Source organism: Candidatus Margulisiibacteriota bacterium (assembly GCA_028706105.1).
GTDB lineage: Bacteria > Margulisbacteria > Riflemargulisbacteria > GWF2-35-9 > DYQY01 > DYQY01.
This window is the reverse complement of the sequence record JAQWCF010000031.1, coordinates 1-20,598: the sequence shown is the minus strand read 5'-3', so window position 1 is coordinate 20,598 and position 20,598 is coordinate 1. Positions and strand designations below refer to the sequence as shown.

Annotated in this window: 21 protein-coding genes; all 21 read right to left on the bottom strand. The window is 34.5% G+C overall.

All coding sequences use genetic code 11. The features are described 5' to 3' along the window. Positions 1–484 precede the first annotated feature (484 nt). Positions 485–1,267, bottom strand: a complete 783-nt coding sequence (locus PHF25_04720; protein MDD4527327.1) for a TonB family protein — start codon at positions 1,265–1,267, stop codon at positions 485–487. Then, positions 1,267–1,674: a biopolymer transporter ExbD gene (locus PHF25_04715; protein ID MDD4527326.1), complete on the bottom strand. Its 408-nt coding sequence runs from the start codon at positions 1,672–1,674 to the stop codon at positions 1,267–1,269. The genes PHF25_04720 and PHF25_04715 overlap by 1 nt, the downstream gene beginning before the upstream one ends. Then, positions 1,655–2,284 carry a MotA/TolQ/ExbB proton channel family protein gene (locus PHF25_04710; GenBank protein MDD4527325.1) on the bottom strand — a complete coding sequence of 210 codons (630 nt, stop codon included), beginning with the start codon at positions 2,282–2,284 and terminating at the stop codon, positions 1,655–1,657. The genes PHF25_04715 and PHF25_04710 overlap by 20 nt, the downstream gene beginning before the upstream one ends. Before the next feature lie 211 nt (positions 2,285–2,495). Then, a complete protein-coding gene (locus PHF25_04705; protein ID MDD4527324.1) occupies positions 2,496–3,974 on the bottom strand; it encodes a hypothetical protein in 1,479 nt (492 codons plus the stop codon). Next, a complete protein-coding gene (locus PHF25_04700) occupies positions 3,967–5,763 on the bottom strand; it encodes a tetratricopeptide repeat protein (GenBank protein ID MDD4527323.1) in 1,797 nt (598 codons plus the stop codon). Before PHF25_04700 ends, PHF25_04705 begins: the two co-directional genes overlap by 8 nt. Positions 5,764–5,769: 6 nt before the next feature. Next, positions 5,770–6,876, bottom strand: a complete 1,107-nt coding sequence (locus PHF25_04695; GenBank protein MDD4527322.1) for a DegV family protein — start codon at positions 6,874–6,876, stop codon at positions 5,770–5,772. A gap of 52 nt (positions 6,877–6,928) precedes the next feature. Beyond that, positions 6,929–8,068 carry a hypothetical protein gene (locus tag PHF25_04690; GenBank protein ID MDD4527321.1) on the bottom strand — a complete coding sequence of 380 codons (1,140 nt, stop codon included), beginning with the start codon at positions 8,066–8,068 and terminating at the stop codon, positions 6,929–6,931. A 572-nt stretch (positions 8,069–8,640) separates the two neighbouring features. After that, complete coding sequence (locus tag PHF25_04685; protein ID MDD4527320.1) at positions 8,641–9,990, bottom strand: TldD/PmbA family protein; 1,350 nt, start codon at positions 9,988–9,990, stop codon at positions 8,641–8,643. A gap of 250 nt (positions 9,991–10,240) precedes the next feature. Continuing rightward, positions 10,241–11,611 (bottom strand): TldD/PmbA family protein, encoded by a 1,371-nt coding sequence (locus PHF25_04680; GenBank protein MDD4527319.1) that lies wholly within the window; start codon positions 11,609–11,611, stop codon positions 10,241–10,243. Position 11,612: 1 nt separating this feature from the next. Next, entirely contained in the window at positions 11,613–11,909 is a 297-nt protein-coding gene (fliE, locus tag PHF25_04675) for a flagellar hook-basal body complex protein FliE (GenBank protein ID MDD4527318.1), read from the bottom strand. Between the two features lie 31 nt (positions 11,910–11,940). Then, a complete protein-coding gene (locus PHF25_04670) occupies positions 11,941–12,111 on the bottom strand; it encodes a hypothetical protein (GenBank protein MDD4527317.1) in 171 nt (56 codons plus the stop codon). Between the two features lie 261 nt (positions 12,112–12,372). Then, entirely contained in the window at positions 12,373–12,726 is a 354-nt protein-coding gene (locus PHF25_04665; protein MDD4527316.1) for an ATP synthase subunit I, read from the bottom strand. Then, the gene (locus PHF25_04660) at positions 12,723–12,983 is read right to left on the bottom strand and encodes an AtpZ/AtpI family protein (GenBank protein ID MDD4527315.1); all 261 of its coding nucleotides are present in this window, start codon (positions 12,981–12,983) and stop codon (positions 12,723–12,725) included. Before PHF25_04660 ends, PHF25_04665 begins: the two co-directional genes overlap by 4 nt. Continuing rightward, positions 12,983–13,738, bottom strand: coding sequence for a flagellar basal body rod C-terminal domain-containing protein (locus tag PHF25_04655; protein MDD4527314.1), 756 nt, complete (start codon positions 13,736–13,738; stop codon positions 12,983–12,985). Before PHF25_04655 ends, PHF25_04660 begins: the two co-directional genes overlap by 1 nt. After that, positions 13,735–14,070, bottom strand: a complete 336-nt coding sequence (locus PHF25_04650) for an EscU/YscU/HrcU family type III secretion system export apparatus switch protein (protein MDD4527313.1) — start codon at positions 14,068–14,070, stop codon at positions 13,735–13,737. The genes PHF25_04655 and PHF25_04650 overlap by 4 nt, the downstream gene beginning before the upstream one ends. Positions 14,071–14,252: 182 nt before the next feature. After that, the gene (locus tag PHF25_04645; GenBank protein MDD4527312.1) at positions 14,253–16,469 is read right to left on the bottom strand and encodes a hypothetical protein; all 2,217 of its coding nucleotides are present in this window, start codon (positions 16,467–16,469) and stop codon (positions 14,253–14,255) included. An 84-nt stretch (positions 16,470–16,553) separates the two neighbouring features. Next, the gene (locus tag PHF25_04640; GenBank protein ID MDD4527311.1) at positions 16,554–17,150 is read right to left on the bottom strand and encodes a TetR/AcrR family transcriptional regulator; all 597 of its coding nucleotides are present in this window, start codon (positions 17,148–17,150) and stop codon (positions 16,554–16,556) included. Positions 17,151–17,333: 183 nt separating this feature from the next. Continuing rightward, positions 17,334–17,507 carry a 50S ribosomal protein L28 gene (rpmB, locus tag PHF25_04635; protein MDD4527310.1) on the bottom strand — a complete coding sequence of 58 codons (174 nt, stop codon included), beginning with the start codon at positions 17,505–17,507 and terminating at the stop codon, positions 17,334–17,336. 86 nt (positions 17,508–17,593) lie between these two features. Further along, positions 17,594–18,568 carry a radical SAM protein gene (locus tag PHF25_04630; protein MDD4527309.1) on the bottom strand — a complete coding sequence of 325 codons (975 nt, stop codon included), beginning with the start codon at positions 18,566–18,568 and terminating at the stop codon, positions 17,594–17,596. A gap of 13 nt (positions 18,569–18,581) precedes the next feature. Beyond that, complete coding sequence (locus PHF25_04625) at positions 18,582–19,292, bottom strand: pseudouridine synthase (protein ID MDD4527308.1); 711 nt, start codon at positions 19,290–19,292, stop codon at positions 18,582–18,584. After that, entirely contained in the window at positions 19,292–20,269 is a 978-nt protein-coding gene (gene trpS / locus PHF25_04620) for a tryptophan--tRNA ligase (protein ID MDD4527307.1), read from the bottom strand. The genes PHF25_04625 and trpS overlap by 1 nt, the downstream gene beginning before the upstream one ends. Between the last annotated feature and the right edge of the window lie 329 nt (positions 20,270–20,598).

The window sequence follows — 20,598 nt, the reverse complement described above, 5'->3', positions numbered from 1 at the left end:
ACTTTTCCTATATTTTTTTTCACATGTTTTATATCGTCAGTTTTTGTGTTTTTTTTGCAGGGGGATAGCTTGCAAGGGGGAGTTCCTCCCCCTTTATTCGCATTCAGTTATGAATGCAAGCTCGATTTATCGAAACACTGATAACTATTTCCCGCTTAAATATATGGCAAAATCCTGTTCTAATGTTCTTTTATGTGGAGATAATGTTTTTAACGTATATTTTCTATATTAATTGCTTCTAGCACACGAAATTAAGTAGCTATCCAGCAATTAATGGGGGTAATTTTAATTCAAAAAATAATTTCTTATCTCCCCTCTTGAGACTTGTGCTGAGCATGTAGAAGTAGGGGTAAGGGGGAGTGTTAAAAGATTTATTTAAATTTTTAGCTTCAATCACTTAACATAAACAAAAGGCTCCCCCAAAGTGGGGAGCTGTCAGCCTCACTTGTACGCCTATGGCGTAGGCTGACTGAGGGGAGGAGGATTAGTAAAGCACAAACCTGACTACAATTTCTCCCCATTGCTTTATCTGAGGAACATCAGCAGTCAATGGAGTAAACTTCCATTTTGCTAAGCTATTTTTTGCTAAAAGGTCTAATTTCAAATAACCTGATTTCTGAATAATATCTATATTTACTACTTCTCCATTTGGCTCTACCCAAAACTTCATTCTTACCTCTGACTCTATTCCTTGAGCTTTAGCCCAAGCTGGATATTCTGGAATCTCTGAATAAACAATGCTTCGATTCACAATCGGACCAAAAATTTCTAAATTCTTTGATGGTCGTAGGTCAACGACAGAATCACCAAATTCCCCACCTTGCATATCTTTCATAACATTCTCTTTTGCTTGCTTATCAGATTCTACTTTTTGTTCAGGAACAAAAATCTTTAAAGTAGAGTCCTCTTTCTTTTGCTCAACACTCACTGGAATTTTAGGATCTGGCTGTTTAGTTTTTACTGTAGGAAGTTCTACTTGTTTAGTTTGACCGGAAGGGTCTGTTAGTTTATCTATTTTTTCTTTAGGTTTTGATGGTATATCATTCTCTATAACTTCTTCAATTGGCTTAACTAATTGTTCTTGTGACAAACTACTCTGACTATCTTCCTGCATCTCAGGAAAATCACGTTCTACAACAAAGGATACTTCTCTGTAAATCTCTTTATCGGGTTGAGTAATACTAAACCTGATAAAAAACATCAACAAAAATAGTAATAAATGTGCAAAGATGGAAATTAATAATGATTTAACAAACCGAGGATCCATTAGTCCTCTATGGCTTTGGTCGCGATAACTAACTTAGTAGCACCCGCCAAACTAGCCAAATCCATTACTGCGATAAGCTTCTCGACTTGGATGCTTTTATCTGGTCTGAAAACAACCAATTTATCATCCATATCCACTAACATTGGTGTAAGTTTATCCACTACTTCTTCTTCCAACACAAGCTCATCATTCAAAAAGACCTGTAAATTATTATTTACTGCGATAGTTATAGGATTCTGAATCTTATTAACTGGTGGTTTTTGCATGTCAGGCAAATCAACTTTAACTCCCACCTGATTAACAAATGAAGAAGTTAAAAGAAAGAAAATTAGTAATAAAAATACTATATCAGTAAGAGCAGTACTTTCTATAGACTTTAAGTAACTTCTACGTTGTGGGGATTTCATTGTCTTCCTTCTTTGTTAAAAACCCTAATAATTCAATAGAGTTCTCTTCCACATCAAGTATATGTTTCTCAATAAAATTTATTAAATAATTATAAGCCAAGTGCAGAACAATCGCTACTGCAAGACCAACAGCCGTGGTAATCAACGCTTCCCAAATACCACCAGCCAGCACAGACGCATTAACGTTACCACCTAAGGTCTCTATTTCTCTAAAGGCTTTAATCATACCTGTAACTGTACCTAAAAACCCCATTAAGGGCGCGACTCCAGCTAATGTAGCTAATACTATCAAGTTGCGTTCCAGTTTTCTTATCTCCAATTGACCAGAGCTTTCAATAATAGCTCGCAATTCTGAACTGCTTTTATTGGCATTTCTAAGACCTACTTTAAAAACAGAGGAAATAACTGATGGATGAAGATTACAATAACGATAAGCTGATTTCACTCCTTCAGTATTGTACAGTTCTCTAATTGCAGGTAAAAAATCTTTAGATTTATTCATAGAGTTTCTTAGAAACATAAGTCTCTCAACGAAAATTGCTACTCCCAATATTGAGAATAAAAACAGAATGTAAATCATGAACCCGCCCTTTAATAAAATCGTTAACATTTTTTCCTCCTTATAAATTATAGACAAAAACTTGATTCCGAACAGATTCCCGTCTTCACGGGAATGACTTCTATCCCCTTCTCAATAATCCATCTACCCTTGCACTTCGAGGACATTTCGACTCCGCTCAATGACCACCTCCGTGACTAGAACATCCCCCATTATAAATAGGGAAGGGATTAAACAACTAAACACATAAACAAATAAACAGTTAAAACACCACTTTGATTTTAGCATAAAGAACTGTATCTCTAAAGTTCCGGTCTGCCAAATATTCGTTTCCTGCAGATAATAAATTATCTAAATAAAGTCCATATGACCAATCATTGGAAATAGCTTTTTCGAATGAAGCGTCAATATCAAAAAAGCCTGCTTTATAATTGTTACCCGTCGTTCTAGAAAATTCTCTTAAATAATAACTACCATTAATCTTCAACTTCCCATCAAATAAATCTTTACCATACCCTAACTCTAAAAATTTACTAAATAAATTTGGTACTTTTTTTGAGATAAATGGATACTGTACTTTTACACTAACAGACTCGGAAGCAATCATCACGGATGGGAAAAACACACCTGTCTTTAATATCGTTACATCATTAAATCCCACGAAAGAATAATAATCATCATTATCTACATCATCTAAAGCATTTAAATAACTATAATAATTAAAATCAGCAAAAATAGTCTCATTTTGTTCTTTTAATAGTCCATTAACGGAAACACCAAAAGAAAAACGTTCATCACAGTTAATCACGGCATCATCCATTTCAATAAAATCAGTAGCAAACATTTTCTCAACGGTCATTGGTTCATGAATCATTCCAACGTTCATCTTAATATCTAATTTATCGTATTTAAAAGAATCTTTATAATCAACTAACACATTAAATTTTTGCAAACCAGCATTACTCCAAAGTTGCAAACCTAAATCTAAAGAATTTTTAGTAGTTTGAAGTACTTTATTTAACCCCAAATCCAAAAAAACAAATTGATTTTTAGGAGAACCTAAATACATTAAGGACACTGCAGAATCCATCTCTTGTCCGGCAAGCTTAACCTTTCCTAATTCTAAATCAACGTTATGTTGTAACATCGTGAGCGAGGTATTTCCTGCATAACCATTAGCGTTAAACATTCTACCTGCATAACCTATCGGCAAAGCTGTAGTCCTTTTATACCCTACGCCAAACAGGTCTAAATTGCTTCCCTCTAAATGCTTTTGCTTAGAAAGAAAGGAAAGATTGTTAGCATTGTCAGGGCGAATAGCGAAAAAGAATGAACCACCATTGTTGTCCGCACCATAGTAAGATTTTCTATCATAACGATTAAAACGCAAGAAATAAGGCATTCCAGATACAACATATCCGTGATTAAAAGTTAAATCCAATAAAACTGGTAACCCAAGAAAAAAACTAACATCATTATACATTACGCTGCTATTACTATCTGAAAATTTAATATTATCCAAAAAGCCAGTATCTTTCTGTTGTGAACCATCCACCATTAAGTCTTGAGCCTTGAGCGTAGATTGTAGCTTTGGATCAATCTTATTGGAACTTTCCAAAATTCTCTCATCCTTAGCAGTAATGAATAAGTCTGGTAGTAAAAATTGGCTATCTTGCTCCACTGAAAAAACACAGGTACTAACAAAAATAAAACCAACCAACAACAATAACTTATTACTCACTGACTGTCTCCTTTGTAAACTTTATCTTACCTTCTATCTCTTTCAATAATTCAATGCCATATTTCTCGTCAACCTTTTTTGCTAAGTCTCTTGCAGAACTATAATCTTTTAACTGATAGAGTGTTTGCACCATACCATAATTTGCATCCATATCTCTTTCACCTTTTGGATATTCCTCCAAATAATCTTGATAAACGACCAAGGCTTTACCATATTCTTTGCCATTAAAATAACTATCAGCCAAAGAAATATAAGTATCTTCATTCACGTATGTTTTGTACATCAGGATAAGCTCCTCATATACTCTACTCGCTGTTTTATAGTTTTTTAAATGATAAAAGTTATTTGCCATTATTGTTTTTATAATCACTGTTTCTTTATCGTTTTTAACTTCTGGTAAATAAGTTTCTAAAACATCATTAGCTTTTTTGAAATCTTTTAATTTCATGTAAACCTTTGCCAAATTATAAATACCCTGTTTATGTAAAGTTTTATATTTATCTGTTTTACCCACTAATTTGTTCAAAAACTCTCGGTATTTTTTCTCCGCATCTTTATAGTTCCCGGAGTTATAAGCGGAATCGGCAGATTTAATCATCATATTAAATCTCAGCTCCTCAGAAAATTGTTTATTTAAACTATTTTTTTCAAAAACTGTTTCTGCTTCTTTATACTGCGCAAGCTTAAAACATGACCAGGCATAGCCATAGCTTGCGTACTCACTTAAAAAACCACTCGATTTCTTTTGTGCTTCTTGATAATAATTCTTGGCCTTTGTATATGCTCCTTCTTCAAAATATATCTCTGCTAATAAATATTTTACAAACGGACTAAAGTCTTTTATTTCTTCTAAAACTTTTTTGGCTTGTTGATTATCTCCAAGCGAATAAAAACTAGCTCCTCTTAAATATTTAGTTTGATCCTTATATTTGAAAGCTTCATCCATAGCCAAAATTTCCGTTGAAGCAGTAATAACCTCTGAGTATTTTTTCTCATCAAACGCAAGTAAAAGTTGAAAAAACTTAACTGACTTTTTTAATGAATCGTTGGTGTAATCTTTCGAGAATTGTTTTATTGCTTCTTCGTTGTTGCCAGATGCATATAGAGTTACCCCAATGCCATATTCAATAAATTCTTTCCTTACTGTTGGATTGGTGTTTATTTTCTTTGCTTTATCAAAAAAACTTATGGCCTGATCATACTTGCCGTTTTTTAAATTATTCCAAGCATTATAATAAGAAACATCTACATCTGCAGAAATTGGGTTAAGTTCATTCTCTACTAATTGCAACTGATAAATATTTTTTACCGTTTCTAATAATTTCTTATTTGAACGTTCATCTTGGTTTAAATCAGCAGACAATAGATCCAAAGCAATCACCTCGCCATCCAAATAATAACTCACTGCTTTTATTATCTGTAAATCTCTCCAATTATCTAAAGAAAGCATCTCTGGCTTAATATAAGGGAAAATAGTCTTCAAGGCAGAATAATCAGCTGTTTTGTATTTTGAAGTTAAATAAAAGAAAACCAACTGATTGTCAGCATCACTTAAAGACTGATATTTATTATCGAAATCTTTAATAAACTGGTTGTAATCAGCAATATAATAGGTTTCAAGCATGCTCAACTCGTTAGCATCTTCCCACTGCTCCATTAAAACAGCATTCCTTAAAAGATTAATGTGGATTAAATCGTTTCTTTGATAAAGGTCGTTTATGAGATCGCTTGAAAAAGCACAGGATGCCCCTAAAAATAAAAGAACAAATACCCCCCAAGTTCTTTGCATACCCAACTACCTTTCGTATAAAATATTAACCGCGACCGACTCCGTGCCTAAATGTGCTGACATATAAAAGTTACTCTTCTGCCAAAATACTGAAATGCCTTGGTCTCTAAAATATAACACCAATTCATTAAGTTGTGTTTTATTACAGGTATAATAAACACCTACCATTTTTATCGGAAACTTGCTCTTCGCTTCCTCATTTTTAATTTGTGCCACCAAATCATCAACTCCATCAATAAGACTACCTGCTCGGCTAATCAACTCATAAGCATCAATCTGATTATTCATTTTTAGTAAAGGATGATAGTTCATGGTCGCTCTAAACAATGGATTTACTATTTTCTTAAACTCAATATTAACTAGACCAAGATTAGACATATTAATCATTGATGAAACAACCAAATAAGAAGCATGGTCAGCTATTAACTGAAGTAAATACTTAATAACTTGTTCTACCAAAGCGCCTTTGTTTAATCTATCTCTTGTAATAATTGCTAACAATTCACTGATTTGACCAAACGAACAAGTATCTATGATATGGATTTTAATACCTTTTACTCGGTCAGCTGCCTTCTTAGCGTTAACTATTGAATCACAATATGTTTTGTTAGGGTGAAAAGAAATTATCTGCTCGACACCTTCTTCTACCATTTCTGAATAAATATAAATATAATCATCTACTGATGGAGCCTGTGTTGTTAAATCTATCCATTCCAAATCAGCAATTTCTTTTTCTGAAATATTAACTCCGTCTACAAACTTTCTGCCGTCTAAAAAAATATAAGAAGGCAAGAGGTCTATTTCATATTTTGTCATATTCACTTCTTCAATACCGGCAGAACTTCCAACTATTATTCTGATTGGGTTCTTTTTTACCTTACTCTTTTTTTCTTTTTTTTCGATTTGTATTTTGATGTCTTCTAACGATAAACCTCTAGATTTATAGCTTTTGATATCTTTAATTCTTTTAATGACATCTTCACCATAGACTCTTCTCTTCCCTGGAACTCTAAGTAAAGCATTCAAAAGATCTTTTTCCTCCCAAAACCTTAAGGTTCTGGTGGTTAATCCAAATATTTCAACTAAATCTTGTATTTTATATGTTTTTTTCATCTTGTTTCTATTATACCTTATTATCCTTCATCCATATATTAAATTATTTACGTTATATTTTCAACTTGGTCTTAACATTACCTTTCGCTACTATAACATCATTTTTAACATCCACATCCACAGCATTTGCCTTAATAGTTTTATTCCCATCCAAGATTTGCACATTTTCATGCATGAACAATAATCCCTTTTCAACGTCATAAGTACCTTTGGTTGCTAATACTTTTCGTTCCTTTCTTTCATAGACAACACCTCCAACTAAATTAACTATCTTTTGCTGAAAATTAATATCTAGATTATTGGCCCTGATACTACTCCCAGTTATATCTTCCTTATCAATATTATTTAAAATCTGGGTGCCATCATTAACCCGAATAATTGCCTCATTTATATGCATTAATTTAGTAATCTGATTATATTTTCCATCTCTTGCCTGGAGCACATCTTCACCCAATCTAAAAACCAACCCTTTACCAAAAACGACTTCTGACTCTTTCTCTCCCAACAAAATGTCTGCCTCGCCAGCAGAAACAAATAACTTATATTCTTTACCTTTTTCTGAAACTAAATATTCCACACTAACCTTATCCTTCAGCTTCAATAAATTACTAACCGAAGAATAAACCCCCGTGTCACTATGAAGCAAATTCTTATCTTTGGTAATTATCACTTTATTGCTCAAAAAAATAACATTTTCATTAGTATCAAAGTCTAATTTACCCGAACTTATCTGCCATCCCCCTACCATTAATGAAAAAGAAGTCTCTGACGAGAAAACTCCAGCTAAATATCGAAGGCTATCTGCTCTAAGCACCACCCGCTCCTGACTCTCTGATTTGAGATCTAAACTTACCTCATTGAGAATTATTTCTTTTTTGAAAATATTCGCATTCACAGTAGCAACACTAATGGATTTCATTAAATTATCCCCTTTATTATCTAAAAAAGAACCATCTCTAATAGCTAAAAGGACTACGTTGTTTTTATCATAATAATAAGCTTGTGTTGCTATCAGTTCCCAGGCAGTTTTCTCTTTATCCCAGCCTCTTAAACGAACATCATTAAGCTCCATCATAAAATCAGGGGTAGTCATCTCCGAGGCTATCTCCTTTTTGACCTGCAAAGAAACAAAAAAATAAAGAAAAACAGCTACAACAATGCCACTAATAATAATCTTGGTAATATTTTTCATATTTGTATTGTAATGGTTAGTGGAACGGAAATACAATCCCAATTACACTCCCTCTGTCTTGCTCAGCAAGACATCTCCCTCTCAAGAGGGAGAATTATTATTTTCTCTCCATTTAATATTAGTAGGGAATATTTCTAATCAATAACGGTAGATTATTAAAATAACACTTACAGTATTAAACATTGCGCAAACGTGTGATGTAAACAAAATTTACGACCACATTCCAAAACATCTTAAAGCTGATAATGATATATGTGCTTTTTTTGAAAGAAATCACTAGTAAAACACATCCGCTTTAATTGAACTGATGAACAGTTCCGTCTTCGCTTACACTTCGACATCTCGATACAATTTTGCAATGCAAAATCACTCAGTGACCGCTCGATTAATGATTCAATTAATATCGATGTCCCGAAGCATACTCTATTAATTAAACTAAAAAACAGTTTAATTCTCTTGGTCTTTTCGGTAGTTTTTTAAATAAATAATAATTGGCTTACAACTTGGATAGCATCGTTTAATGAGTTACGAATTTAGCGACTATCCCCGAAGGGTGCAAGCAAAAGTAACAGTTACAACCCTGAAATCATTAGTTTCTCAACAAACCAAGACGGAGTAATAATATTCCCATTAAAAGGAAAATCATCTTCATCATTCGCTAAACCTGCAACCGCAGCTAATAAATTCAAAAAATCACCAGCTATAGTTATCTGACGTACAGACTGTATGGGCTTACCTTTTTCATAAAGCACACCTGAAGCACCCAAACTAAACTCACCATTGATGGAATTTGCTGTATGCATCCCCATAACATTAGTTACAAAAAAAACTTTATCCTGATTTAATAAATCAGTTAACGAGTTACTTCCAGATGGCACAATCAAATTAGTGGGCTTAATGGAAGGCATGCTATCATAACCACTTCTACTTGCATTACCAGTGGAATTCACACCATCCTTTGCGGCAGACTTTAAGTCATAGAGAAACCCCTGTAATACACCATTATTAATCAATTGTGTTCTTTGACCAGCTACACCCTCACCATCAACCAAAGAATAACCAATCGTATCCAAAATACTCCCATCGTCATACAAACTAAACTTTGTATTCGCCAAAATAGTACCTAATTTACCTTTCAGTACAGACTTATTATTCTGCACCTGCTCAGCAGAAAACAAACTAGCAAAGGTGCTTAAGAACATAGCAGCAACATCGTTTCTTAAAACAACTTTATACTCGCCACTTGCTATTGGGACTGCACCTAACATAGACAAAGCGTTTTCTGCTATCTTGTCCGCTAAAGGTTCTAACTGTAACTTAGCAAACCTTGTTTTATAGGAAAAGTCTCCACCCGACTCCATCTGTCCATTTTCTTCAGCAATAACTTCACCATCATACCCAAAATAAACTACTTTCTGTTTCTTAATATCACTATTTTGAACTTTATAAAAAAACTCACTACTACTCTCCGAGAATGCAAGACGCTCAACATTAGTTATTCTTTTGTCTTTTTCTCTTATTTTTTTTTCTAAATACTTAAGCGACTCTTCTTTATCCTTAACAGCTATACATTCATATGCATCATCAACGGTGAAGCTTTGCACTTGAGCAGAAACAGTAGTTGGCATCCGTAATGTTTCATCTTTTGGTGAAAGTTTATTTAAACTTACAACTTCTTCTAATTTATTATTCACTACCAATGACACTAATTCATTTCCATAAATAAAGCTCATCTTATTGTCTTTCATCACCCTAACAGAGTAACCAAGTTCAACCGATTCTTTATAATCTTCTATCTGATATTCTCTACAAGCTATTTGCCTACTCTTATCTGTAGCCAAATAAACATCATAGCTATCCAACTTTTGTTTGTCTAAATAACTAGAACAATTATCAAAAAAGTTTTTAATCTCTTTATTCATTATGTTTCCTTTTATAGTTTCTAGAGTCTAGTTTCTAGTCATTCCCGCGTAAGCGGGAATCAATTTACTGTTAAACTCCTGGATTCCCGACTAAATCGGGAATGACTCTTGAGCCTTTTCCTTTTATACATTTCAATTTAGTGATCACTTCGAGAACCTCAATCCCTTTTGGTTTTCTCCATTTACCAATTTACGTTTTTCCATTCACTTTTCAACTATTCCCCCTCTTGAGAGGGGGCTAGGGGGAGTGTTAGCTCCCTCCTATTGTTAACCCAGCAATCCTCATCGTTGGCTGAGCATCTGACACAGGAACATGATCATACTTCCCACAGACACCAGGCATAAACATCTTATCTTTTCCAACCATCTCAATATTCTTAAGGACTTCAATCCCATTTCCTATCAAACTTGCACCTCTAATTGGATGCTTGACTTTACCTTTTTCAATCAAATAACCTTCACTAATTTCAAAAACAAAGTCACCATTAGTAATATTAACCTGACCGCCACCCATCTTTTTGACAAGCAAACCTTGGTCAACTGTATCAACAATCTCCTCTGCCAACATATTTCTATCTTCAATAAAAGTATTACTCATTCTTGGAACTGGCTTACTCCTAAAGGATTCTCTTCTTCCATTACCTGACAGTTCTAACCCCAAAAGCCCTGCACTAAGCCTGTCTGTCATATAAGACTTCAAGACACCATTCTCAATTAACACACTACGCTTAGCAGGCACACCCTCGTCATCATACTCATAAGAACCATATACTCCTGGAACTGTCGCATCATCAATCACAGTAACATTTTCTGAGGCAACTTTTTGACCTATTTTATCCTTCAAATTTGAAGTGCCCTTATAAATAAAATCAGCTTCTAAGGAATGACCGCAAGCCTCGTGTACCATCGTTCCACCGGCTTCACCCATCATTACTACTGGCATTCTTCCTGTGGGCGCTGGCTTTGCCGTTAACATCATAATGGCACGTTCAGCTACTTTTTCAGTAATCTCCTCTAAACCCACGACGTCCATTACATCGTCATTGCCTGTTATCCCTGGCCCTTCGTAAGCTGTCTGAATAATATTTCCATCCTGAGCTACTATTTGAACAATAAAACGAGAATACTTTCTTCTATCAAACACTACCTCGTTTTTAGAATTAACTAAGAGAATATCGCTAACTGATGTTAAGTATCGAAAGGTTGATTGAACTATTTTCTCTGAACGAGCTTTCAAAGACTCACTGCAAGCCAAAAATTTATTTATTAGACTCTCTCGTCTACTAAAGGAAATATTTTCTTGATTTATAATATCTGACGGTAAAACTATTTTCTTGGAAGTAATGATATTGTTCCCCATGCTAACTGGAATTTGAACAGCAATTTGTTTCAAAACCTCAGGGCTAAAGTCGCTGGAACTAGAACTAAAGGTTTTATCTCCCTTAATATATCTAAGGTTCAAGCCTCTTTCTGACCCGACTTTAAGTGATTTCACCTTATTATTTTCTATAGTAAAAGTAAAAAGATCCTCATCTTGATAATATATGTCTGAATAGTCTCCATTTTTGGAAATTAAAATGTCTAGAATGTTACTTAGAAGTTCCTTGTCTAAGTCCTGCACTTTATACTTGTATTCTTAATAGTTCCTGATAGGCTTCAATAACTTTATTACGCACTTGCATTGTAAATTTAAGTGCCATATTAGCTTCTTCTGTGGCTATCATAACTTCATGCAACTCTCTATTTCTAAGAACAGTAAAATCATATTGATATTGGTCAGCTGTATTCAAAAGGTTATTCGTCTCCTGTATATTATTTTTAAGCATATTAGAAAAAGCACTATCTTGACCAATCTTATTATCTGACAAAGAGGAAATAGTCCCAATCGAATAATTACTTTTAATTGCTATGTCTTCCATGAATGTCCCCCTTAAATAATTATATGTTTAACTACAGAAAACGCAAGCCTTTCTTGCCAACTTTATTTCTTTCTTGATCAATTAATTTTCTAACATATGCCGACATAGAAGTTTTGTTCAAGTATGCTTGCAACCTAACAAACTCATACTCTTCATTGGATACTGTCACATTAATAGCAAGTCGTTCCTCTTTTTTATCCATCCATGCCTTCCGAGAATCCTGAGTAAAAAGGAAAGCAGACAACCTAAAAGATTGCCTGCTCTCGGTTTCCCCAACTCTTGCCCCCCGACAACGTTGATATATCGTTGCAATATTGTATTTATATAATAATAAAATTAAATATCATTGTCAAACAACTAAGACACATTGCAATATAGCAACATTACAACAGAACAACATCACAACACTGCCAATAGTGTTTTTAGCTACAAAAAGGGAAATAAGTACAACGTATATCGTAGATTATTTGTTACTGAAAGCGCCTACTATGATTACAAAAAACTGAAAACTAAACATAAAAGTAAAAACCACAAAAGGGTTAAAGTTTGGTTTACTGAAAGACAGGAATAACACTGCACCAATGATAGCCATTCTTAAATAAAAGTTACCTGTTACAACAAAAGCATTACCTTTTTCCGCTAAAGACTCCAGACCTTTTACCTGAATACGAAAATTAATTATTGCTGTCAATGCTCCGACAATAGCGCTAAGCACCCAGTCCCTTTTCAAAAAAAATACTAGCAATATTAATAAAGAATAAACTAAAAAACCCACTCTTTCGGTAATAATTGCCTGATTTTTTAAAGTTACCATCATATTCTTTCTATTTCCTTATACACGACGTAACCACCACCAACAACACCAAAAATAATCCCAATTATCATAAATATGCCAGGCGTTCCTAGCCACTCATCCAGCTTTTTACCAACAAACAAGAAAAATAATAAAGACAAAATTATTGTAAAACCTATTTGATAAACCAAGGTCAAAGAACGTCCCAAACTAACTGCATCCTTATTAGCCTTAGTCTTAATATCCTTTTCTTCTGATAATTTATCTTTTTTTATTTCCATTAGTTTTGATTTACCAACCCATTCAAAGAGTCTAACATTTTTAATCTAGTCTGTATCATTTGTGTATTAGCTGTGTATAAGGTTTTGTCAGCCAACTCTACCATTAATTTATTATAGTCTACATTAGAGGACTCGTAAGAGCCTTGCCTGATAACAAAATCTTCAGGAATAAATAATTGTCCCTCATCAATAACATCGACATAAAACATTACGTTATTAACAGAGCGTAATTTATCAACACCAATAACATTAACTATTTTCAATCTAGTTATTACATTGCCATCAGAACCGTACACGTAACCTTTACTATCCACTTGTATCGCTGTGCTACCAGACAAACCAATAGGAGAATCGCTTTCATCTAAAACAAACAAACCTCCGGACAACGAAACCATCTGCATACTGGAATTAACCTGAAACCGTCCATCACGAGTAAGAAACACCCCACCCCTTCCGTCTGATAAAACAAAAAACCCACTTCCCTCAATTGATAAATCAAAAGGACGATTTGTAATTACTAATGGTCCTGAGCTAAAAACATTTGTACGTTTTACGACTTTCTTGCCTGTTTTTTCATCATTGTATGCAACAATCTTAATTGTACGATAGCCAGGAGTTTTAATGTTAATAGCATTTTCCATTAACACTCCTTGTTGCAACTCAGAAACAGATAATGCCTGAGAAGCATTATTTATAGTTGAATCAGCAACTATTACAGTTAATAGAAAAACAAAAATAACAATTATTTTCTTCATTTGCTATCCTTCTTTACACTGTTTGTCTTAACAGCATCAAACTTACTTTTTCCTTTTCTTTTTTGTTCTAACTTGTAAACAAAGGCTAAGACCTCTGCTACAACAGAATACATTTCTGGAGGTATTTCTGTTTCCAGCTCCAAAGTTCCTAATAATTTAGCCAACGCAGCGTCCTGATAAAGAGGCACATCATTTTCTTCTGCTATCCTAATAATCTCCTCAGCAATACTCCCCTTACCTTTTGCTAAAATAATCGGGGCTACATTTTTTTCAGGGTCATATTTAATAGCTGCAGCAACTTTTAATGGTTTTCTCTCTTCTTTATTTTCCACTTTTATCCTCTTTACCTCTTCCTATTAACCTTTTTCTGTTCAGTTTCTAGTCATTCCCGATTTAGTCGGGAATCTACTAATCCATTTATGTTTTTAGATCCCCGCCTACGCGAGGATGACACGGCATACATTATTTTCTTCTCAATCTTTCCATTCACTATTCACTTCTCACTATTCACTATTTAGGCTTCCGCACTTATTCGTCTTAATTTATCTAAATCCAACGTTGGCGATAATATTTTATTTATATTAATTTTCTTAATTTGAGTTTGAAAACCCTGCACATTAAAATCAAGCACCTTCATCTGATCCCTCAACATGGCTGAGTTAGCAGCAATGTATTGCCTAGCATCATCATTGTCAGTATTAAACAAATACCAAATATCTTTATCAGATATTTCTACAATTACCGCGACTTCACCCATTGATTCAGTCTCTGTCTTTAATATTATCTGAGTTTTATGCGGATTGACAGGTGAGCCGTCTTTTGAGGTATCCCTTTTGACTAAAATCTCAATGTCTCTTTTTTGTTCTGCAAAAGGATTAGGAATCATCCAATAATAATATTTATCAGGGAGTGAAGGATCATTGTATTTGGACATTTTACTTAATATCCCTTGAGCCGTCATATTGGAAACATTTTCCACAAGTGATTTATCCAAAGCCTTCAACGCCTCCAATAAGTCCTTCCCCTTGTCATCCAACTGTTGGTTAGAAAGCTGTTTATATATGCCTTTTATTAGTGACTGCAAGGCGTTAAAGTCTTGAGCCCAACTCATTGGCATCTGCATTGGCTTATTTTGAAGTTGCATCATCATTTGTTGCAAAGAAAACAATTGATCTTGTGTTAATTTCCCAGAATCTAATATCTCTTGCAACACAGAAATATCAGCAGCAGACAAAAGTCCTGGTTGCTCAAGCAACATTTGCAAAATATTAGCTTGTGCTGTTGGCAAAGACCCTCCACTTATTAGCTGACTAATAGACTCAACATGAGAACCATTCAAAAGCCCCATGCCTGACAATAAACTCATAACAGAGCTAAGTTGATCAGCTGGCAATCCTCCCTGCGAAGAGACAAGCTGAGACAACAGTTCCATACTTTCTTGTGACATTCCTGGCAAAGCATTATTTGCAGAAGACAAAGAAACATCAGTTTTAGGAGAAGCCAAAGTATGTAAGGCACTATTCAAGGCTATTTTCTGGTCCATTTTTAAGGGTGCGTCTGCAACCATTTTATCAAGCGCTACTAAAGTATTTTTATCATTACTACCATTCAAAACATCAGCTAACAAAACCCTCTGCTCCGTAGAGATTGAGCCAGCATTTTGAATCTGCAAAAGAGCTTGCTTTTGCTCAGTGGTAAGACTTGCTGAGGAACTAAATAACTGAGAAAGAGCTTCTTTATAATTGGCAGGTAAAGAAGAATCTTTTTGCAACATCTGACTAATAGAGTCTTTCATATTGGCTGGTAAAGCATTTTTAGAAAGCAATAAATCCTGCATTGCCTTTGTTTGCTCCTCAGTCATGCCCACAGAACCGTTCATCATTTGCTGGATAGTCTCCTGTTGAGTCTTAGATAAAGGCGCATTTGTTGATAAAGCATTATTTAAGGTAGATCGCTGTAAACTAGAGACATTGTTTATCTGAGAAATCTGTTCTTTTTGAGTTGCAGACAGAGCGATATTCTCTTTACTAAGAAAATTATCTTTATTATTCATTTGCTTAATTCTTGAATCAAATTCTGACAATAATGAAGACAAACTAGAAGTAAGTCCTTGGCTTAACAAATTAGGAGCTTGATCTAGACCCTTGGCAACTGCTTGAATTTGTTGATTTAAATTCTCCACTTGCTGAGCAGCACTCATCTGTCCGGAAAAAAACTGGTCCAAAGCATTAACTGCACTTTGATTTCCCGCTACTCCCTTTGCCAAAGCTGTAAAGGCAGCAGTCTGAGCTGACTGACTATTGCCCTTGGACTGCAATGCACTAAATAATTGCTCAAAATTTTCAGGACTTAACTCAAGTCCATGTTCAAGCATCTTCATTGCTAATGACTGGTTTTCAGCTGAATCAGCCATGCCCATTGTAACTAGCTGAGACGATAAATCCTGTGCAGAGAGACTTCGCATAACAGAACTTGATGAAGAAGCAGAACTTGCAGCGGCCGCAGCTGCTGCGGCTGAAGCTGACGACGCACTAGATGCAGATGAAGCACTAGATGCTGACGATGATGAGGAGGCGCTAGAAGACGAAGACGACGAAGAACTTGATGAGCTAGACGAATCTGTTGTCTCAGTAGTTTCAGTAGTCTCTGTAGTAGTTGGCTTAATTGTTGGCCATATTATAGGTGCTCCTGGATGTATTCCTCCACCAGAACCTGCTCCGACATTATCCATGAATTACCTCCAAAAATTTTCGACAAGAACCTTAAGCCCGATTATACCAATAAATTAGACAACTGAATAAGAGAAAAGTTCCTTTTAAAGCATTAAGGATTCAAGAAAAACATTAACGGAATCTATTCCTACCTCTTTCAAAGAAAAGGATTCTCTATCCATCAGCCATTGCAACAAAAGGCCATCGACAATTGATAACAACTGAATACTCTTAACTTGTGGATCAAGTTTCTTAAAAATACCCAAACTGACTCCATCCTCAAGTATTCCTGCAACTAAACTACGCAAAGATTGATAGACATCTTTAATTTCCTGAGAACTAATTTTAGGATTACGGACTAACTCCGTCCAAAAATCAAAATAGATATAATAAGTATCAGAATATTTCTCTATCGTTGCAAAGTATTGTTCATAAAAAGTTATAAGTTGTTTTCCTGGATCATCAATAGCATTAACTACATCATGGATTTGCGCTTCTAACGTGGAAAACCACATTTTGAATATCTCTAAAAATAATTCATCTTTACTCTCGAAATATTCATAAAGAGTTCCTTTGCCAACATCAGCGGAAATAGCGACATCGTTCATTTTTGCTTCTCTAAACGTATATTTCGCAAAAACTGGAATCGCAGCTTGAACTAGACGTGAACGTTTTTCCTGTTTATTAACTATCTTCGGCAAAAAAAATCCTCCTCAGTGAACGTAGCTACAAGTTTACAAATAATCTACTCATCAGTCAATAAAACCAAAAAATATTCTCTATATTTATTAATAATTAAATGTTTGAGATCAACATAAAGCATATTAAACCGTCATAAGACGGAATAATATGTTATTTGTTAAATAGTTTGGAATATTTTGAGGTTAGCTACTCTTAGCTGCTGTTCTAATACAAGAAGTGCATACTTGCACTTTCTTGTTACCAATTATTTTTATCTGTAGGTTAGGCAGAAAACGTCTTCTTGTTCTTCTCTTCGAGTGAGAAACATTGTTTCCTGACATTGGTCCTTTTCCGCAAACTTCACATTTTTTAGCCATCTATAACACCTTCTACAATTTGTATTAATTATCTTGAAAACCAGTATACTTTATCATAAATGTAAGCAAGTAACAATAAGCAAATTTCAATAATTTACCTTGAAAAACACCATCCCAGCATGAACTTCTTTTAATATTTCTCTTTTAGTCTCTAGCTCAAACAAAAAATTACGCAAGGCAGTTGCTTCAACAGAAAAAGCCATTAGTAATTCTTCAAAAACAGCGGGCCTTCTTCTAAGATATTCAACAACTGCTTTTTGAGTCAGCTCAGCACCAGAATTACTGGATGGGTGAGCACCTATAATATCAACATTTTTAAAATTTAACTGTTCACTTATCTTTTTTAGTTCATCAAAAGATAAAGGTTCAATCCCTCCATATGCTGGTGGTCTGGCTACAGTATTTAATTGCACTCTATCTGGTTTAATTTTAGAAATAGCAGCAGCTAATAATTTAATTTCACTGTCACTATCATTTATACCTTTCACAAAAAGCACCTCGAGCCACATCTTGCCTGAAAAAATCTTTCTAAACTCAATTAGCCCATTTACCACATCCGAAGCGAACACATCTTCTACTGGTCTATTTATTTTCTTAAAAACTGACTGAGAGACTGCATCTAAAGAAGGAACTATTAAATCTAAACCCAAGAGCTCGTTTCTAACCTTTTCCTTCCTTAATAATAAAGAATTAGTAAGCATTACTATTGGATAAGTGAATTCTTTTTTCAAAGAAGAGATCATTTTATCTAACTCAACATGTAAAGTTGGTTCACCCGAGCCAGTTAAAGTAAGGTAATCAATAGCGGATTTCGTTTCTTTGATTTCTTTTATCAACGCTTGTGTATCAACATACTCTATTCTATCTTCATTTAACTTATCAGTAGGGCAAACCTCACAATAAAGACAATCAAGATTGCACTTCTTCCTTGGGACCAAATCAATACCTAAAGAAAGCCCTAACCTTCTTGAAACAACAGGACCAAAAGTATATTTATGATTTGGAAAATGTGGATTTGTTGATTTATTGATTTGTTGATTTGTCATATGGTTGTCTTTCACTTTATTTCCTTTGTTACTTTAATAACTTTAGTTTACTAACTTCTATGGAGGTAAGCTCTCGATATGCACCTAAGTTTAATTTGCCTAATTTAATTGGACCTATTTCAATTCTTTTGAGTCTTGTGACCTCATAGCCCAATTGCTCAAACATTTTTCTGATTTGTCTGTTTCGCCCTTCTTTTAAATGTATCTCTAAAATCACGCCTTCATTATCTAAAACAAAACACTTAGCAGGCATAGTGATTTTTCCTTCGAGTAATAAGCCTGTTTCTAGTTCTTCATGAGCTTTAACATTCAACGGCTTATCTATAGTTACTCTGTATATTTTAGCTATTTTACTTTTTGGGTGAATCAAAGCATTTGTTAACTCCCCGTCATTTGTTAAAAGCAACAAACCTGTGCTTTGACGGTCAAGCCTCCCAACAGCATGAAGTGACTCGTATTCTTTTGGCAATAAATCATATACTGTTTTTCGATATTTAGGATCATTTCTAGTTGTAATGTAATCTTTTGGCTTATTCAAAATCAAATATTTCTTTAAATCTACCCTAACTTGAGAATTTAAGTAAACAATTTTATCTTTCTTAGGATCCACTTTTACCCCAAGCTCAGTAACCTTTTTCCCGTTGACCTTCACCAGCCCACTAGTAATATATTCTTCACATTTCCGTCTGGAAGCTATACCACATTCTGCCATAAATTTCTGAAGTCGTACTTCGGTCATTAGTTAATCTTGATGATTTTCTTAATATCATCTAATGTTTTGGAGGCTACTTTTCGTGCTTTCTCGTTGCCAGCAAAAATAATTTTATCAAGTTCTGCTTTATCGGCTATTAAGGCTTGTCTCTTTTCTCTGATTGGCTTCATGAAGGCAATCAGCGCATCCAGAAGCTCTTTTTTACAGTCAACGCATCCGATAGTTGCCGTTTTACATCCAAGCTCAACCTTGGCGCCCTGACCAAAAATTTTGTGAAAAGCATAAACTCCACATAAATCCGGATTCCCTGCATCTGTCCTGCGAAGTCTTTGTGGATCCGTAAACATTGTTTTAATTTTTTTTACAATAGTATCTTCATCATCTGCAAAAAAGATCGCATTACCATAGCTCTTACTCATCTTTCGTCCATCCGTGCCAGGCAAGACAGGAACGTCCGTATATAAGTCTGCTGGTTCTTGAAAAAAATTAGTTTTATACAGGAAATTAAATCTTCTGGCAATCTCTCTAGTAAGTTCGAGATGGGGTGCTTGATCCTTTCCAACTGGGACAGCATCAGCCATATACATTAAGATATCCCCTGCCATTAAAACTGGATACCCCAAAAACCCATAAGTGTTCAGATCTCTACCCTTAAGTTCCTCAATTTTGCTCTTATAAGTAGGAACTCTTTCCAACCAAGGCAAAGGAGTAATCATAGACAAAATCAAATGAAGTTCGGCATGTTCTGGCAAATATGACTGGACAAACAACGTTGCTTCATTTGGATTAATTCCAGCTGCTATAAGGTCTGCTACAACTTCATAGGTATTTTCTTTTATACTTACATCTTGATCATAAGCAGTAGTTAGTGCATGTAAATCTGCCACAAAATAATAAGCATCATACTTATTTTGCAAATCTACCCAATTTTTCACTGCTCCAAAGTAATTTCCTAAATGAATCTTCCCTGTAGATTGAATGCCACTTAATAATCTCTTTTTCATAAAAAAATTATATCACAGAGAACAATTGCTCTAAAGGAGAAAAACCATACATTATTTTAATAACATTATCACTATTTAGAACAGACGATAACATTGCAACAATTAATACTGTAAATGCATATGGTAAATATCTTGACACCCCAACTTAAGGCAACAAATTGTGACCTCAAATTTTCATTCTCACTTTCATTAAGCCTAAACATAAAATCTTTAATAATATACTTTCAGCAATAGGAAGAGAGAAACAGTTAAAAAGATCTCTCGACTACGCTCGAGATAACAAACCAATAGAGTTTACCCTGAGCGAGCTTTGCGAGTCGAATGGGCTC

What these genes read in the sequence shown, in the direction of transcription:
- PHF25_04720 (MDD4527327.1), bottom strand. Translation starts at nt 1,267, where the DNA reads ATGGATCCTCGGTTTGTTAAATCATTATTAATTTCCATCTTTGCACAT.
- PHF25_04715 (MDD4527326.1), bottom strand. Translation starts at nt 1,674, where the DNA reads ATGAAATCCCCACAACGTAGAAGTTACTTAAAGTCTATAGAAAGTACT.
- PHF25_04710 (MDD4527325.1), bottom strand. Translation starts at nt 2,284, where the DNA reads ATGTTAACGATTTTATTAAAGGGCGGGTTCATGATTTACATTCTGTTT.
- PHF25_04700 (MDD4527323.1), bottom strand. Translation starts at nt 5,763, where the DNA reads ATGCAAAGAACTTGGGGGGTATTTGTTCTTTTATTTTTAGGGGCATCC.
- PHF25_04695 (MDD4527322.1), bottom strand. Translation starts at nt 6,876, where the DNA reads ATGAAAAAAACATATAAAATACAAGATTTAGTTGAAATATTTGGATTA.
- PHF25_04690 (MDD4527321.1), bottom strand. Translation starts at nt 8,068, where the DNA reads ATGAAAAATATTACCAAGATTATTATTAGTGGCATTGTTGTAGCTGTT.
- PHF25_04685 (MDD4527320.1), bottom strand. Translation starts at nt 9,990, where the DNA reads ATGAATAAAGAGATTAAAAACTTTTTTGATAATTGTTCTAGTTATTTA.
- fliE (MDD4527318.1), bottom strand. Translation starts at nt 11,909, where the DNA reads ATGGAAGACATAGCAATTAAAAGTAATTATTCGATTGGGACTATTTCC.
- PHF25_04670 (MDD4527317.1), bottom strand. Translation starts at nt 12,111, where the DNA reads ATGGATAAAAAAGAGGAACGACTTGCTATTAATGTGACAGTATCCAAT.
- PHF25_04665 (MDD4527316.1), bottom strand. Translation starts at nt 12,726, where the DNA reads ATGATGGTAACTTTAAAAAATCAGGCAATTATTACCGAAAGAGTGGGT.
- PHF25_04660 (MDD4527315.1), bottom strand. Translation starts at nt 12,983, where the DNA reads ATGGAAATAAAAAAAGATAAATTATCAGAAGAAAAGGATATTAAGACT.
- PHF25_04655 (MDD4527314.1), bottom strand. Translation starts at nt 13,738, where the DNA reads ATGAAGAAAATAATTGTTATTTTTGTTTTTCTATTAACTGTAATAGTT.
- PHF25_04645 (MDD4527312.1), bottom strand. Translation starts at nt 16,469, where the DNA reads ATGGATAATGTCGGAGCAGGTTCTGGTGGAGGAATACATCCAGGAGCA.
- rpmB (MDD4527310.1), bottom strand. Translation starts at nt 17,507, where the DNA reads ATGGCTAAAAAATGTGAAGTTTGCGGAAAAGGACCAATGTCAGGAAAC.
- PHF25_04625 (MDD4527308.1), bottom strand. Translation starts at nt 19,292, where the DNA reads ATGACCGAAGTACGACTTCAGAAATTTATGGCAGAATGTGGTATAGCT.
- trpS (MDD4527307.1), bottom strand. Translation starts at nt 20,269, where the DNA reads ATGAAAAAGAGATTATTAAGTGGCATTCAATCTACAGGGAAGATTCAT.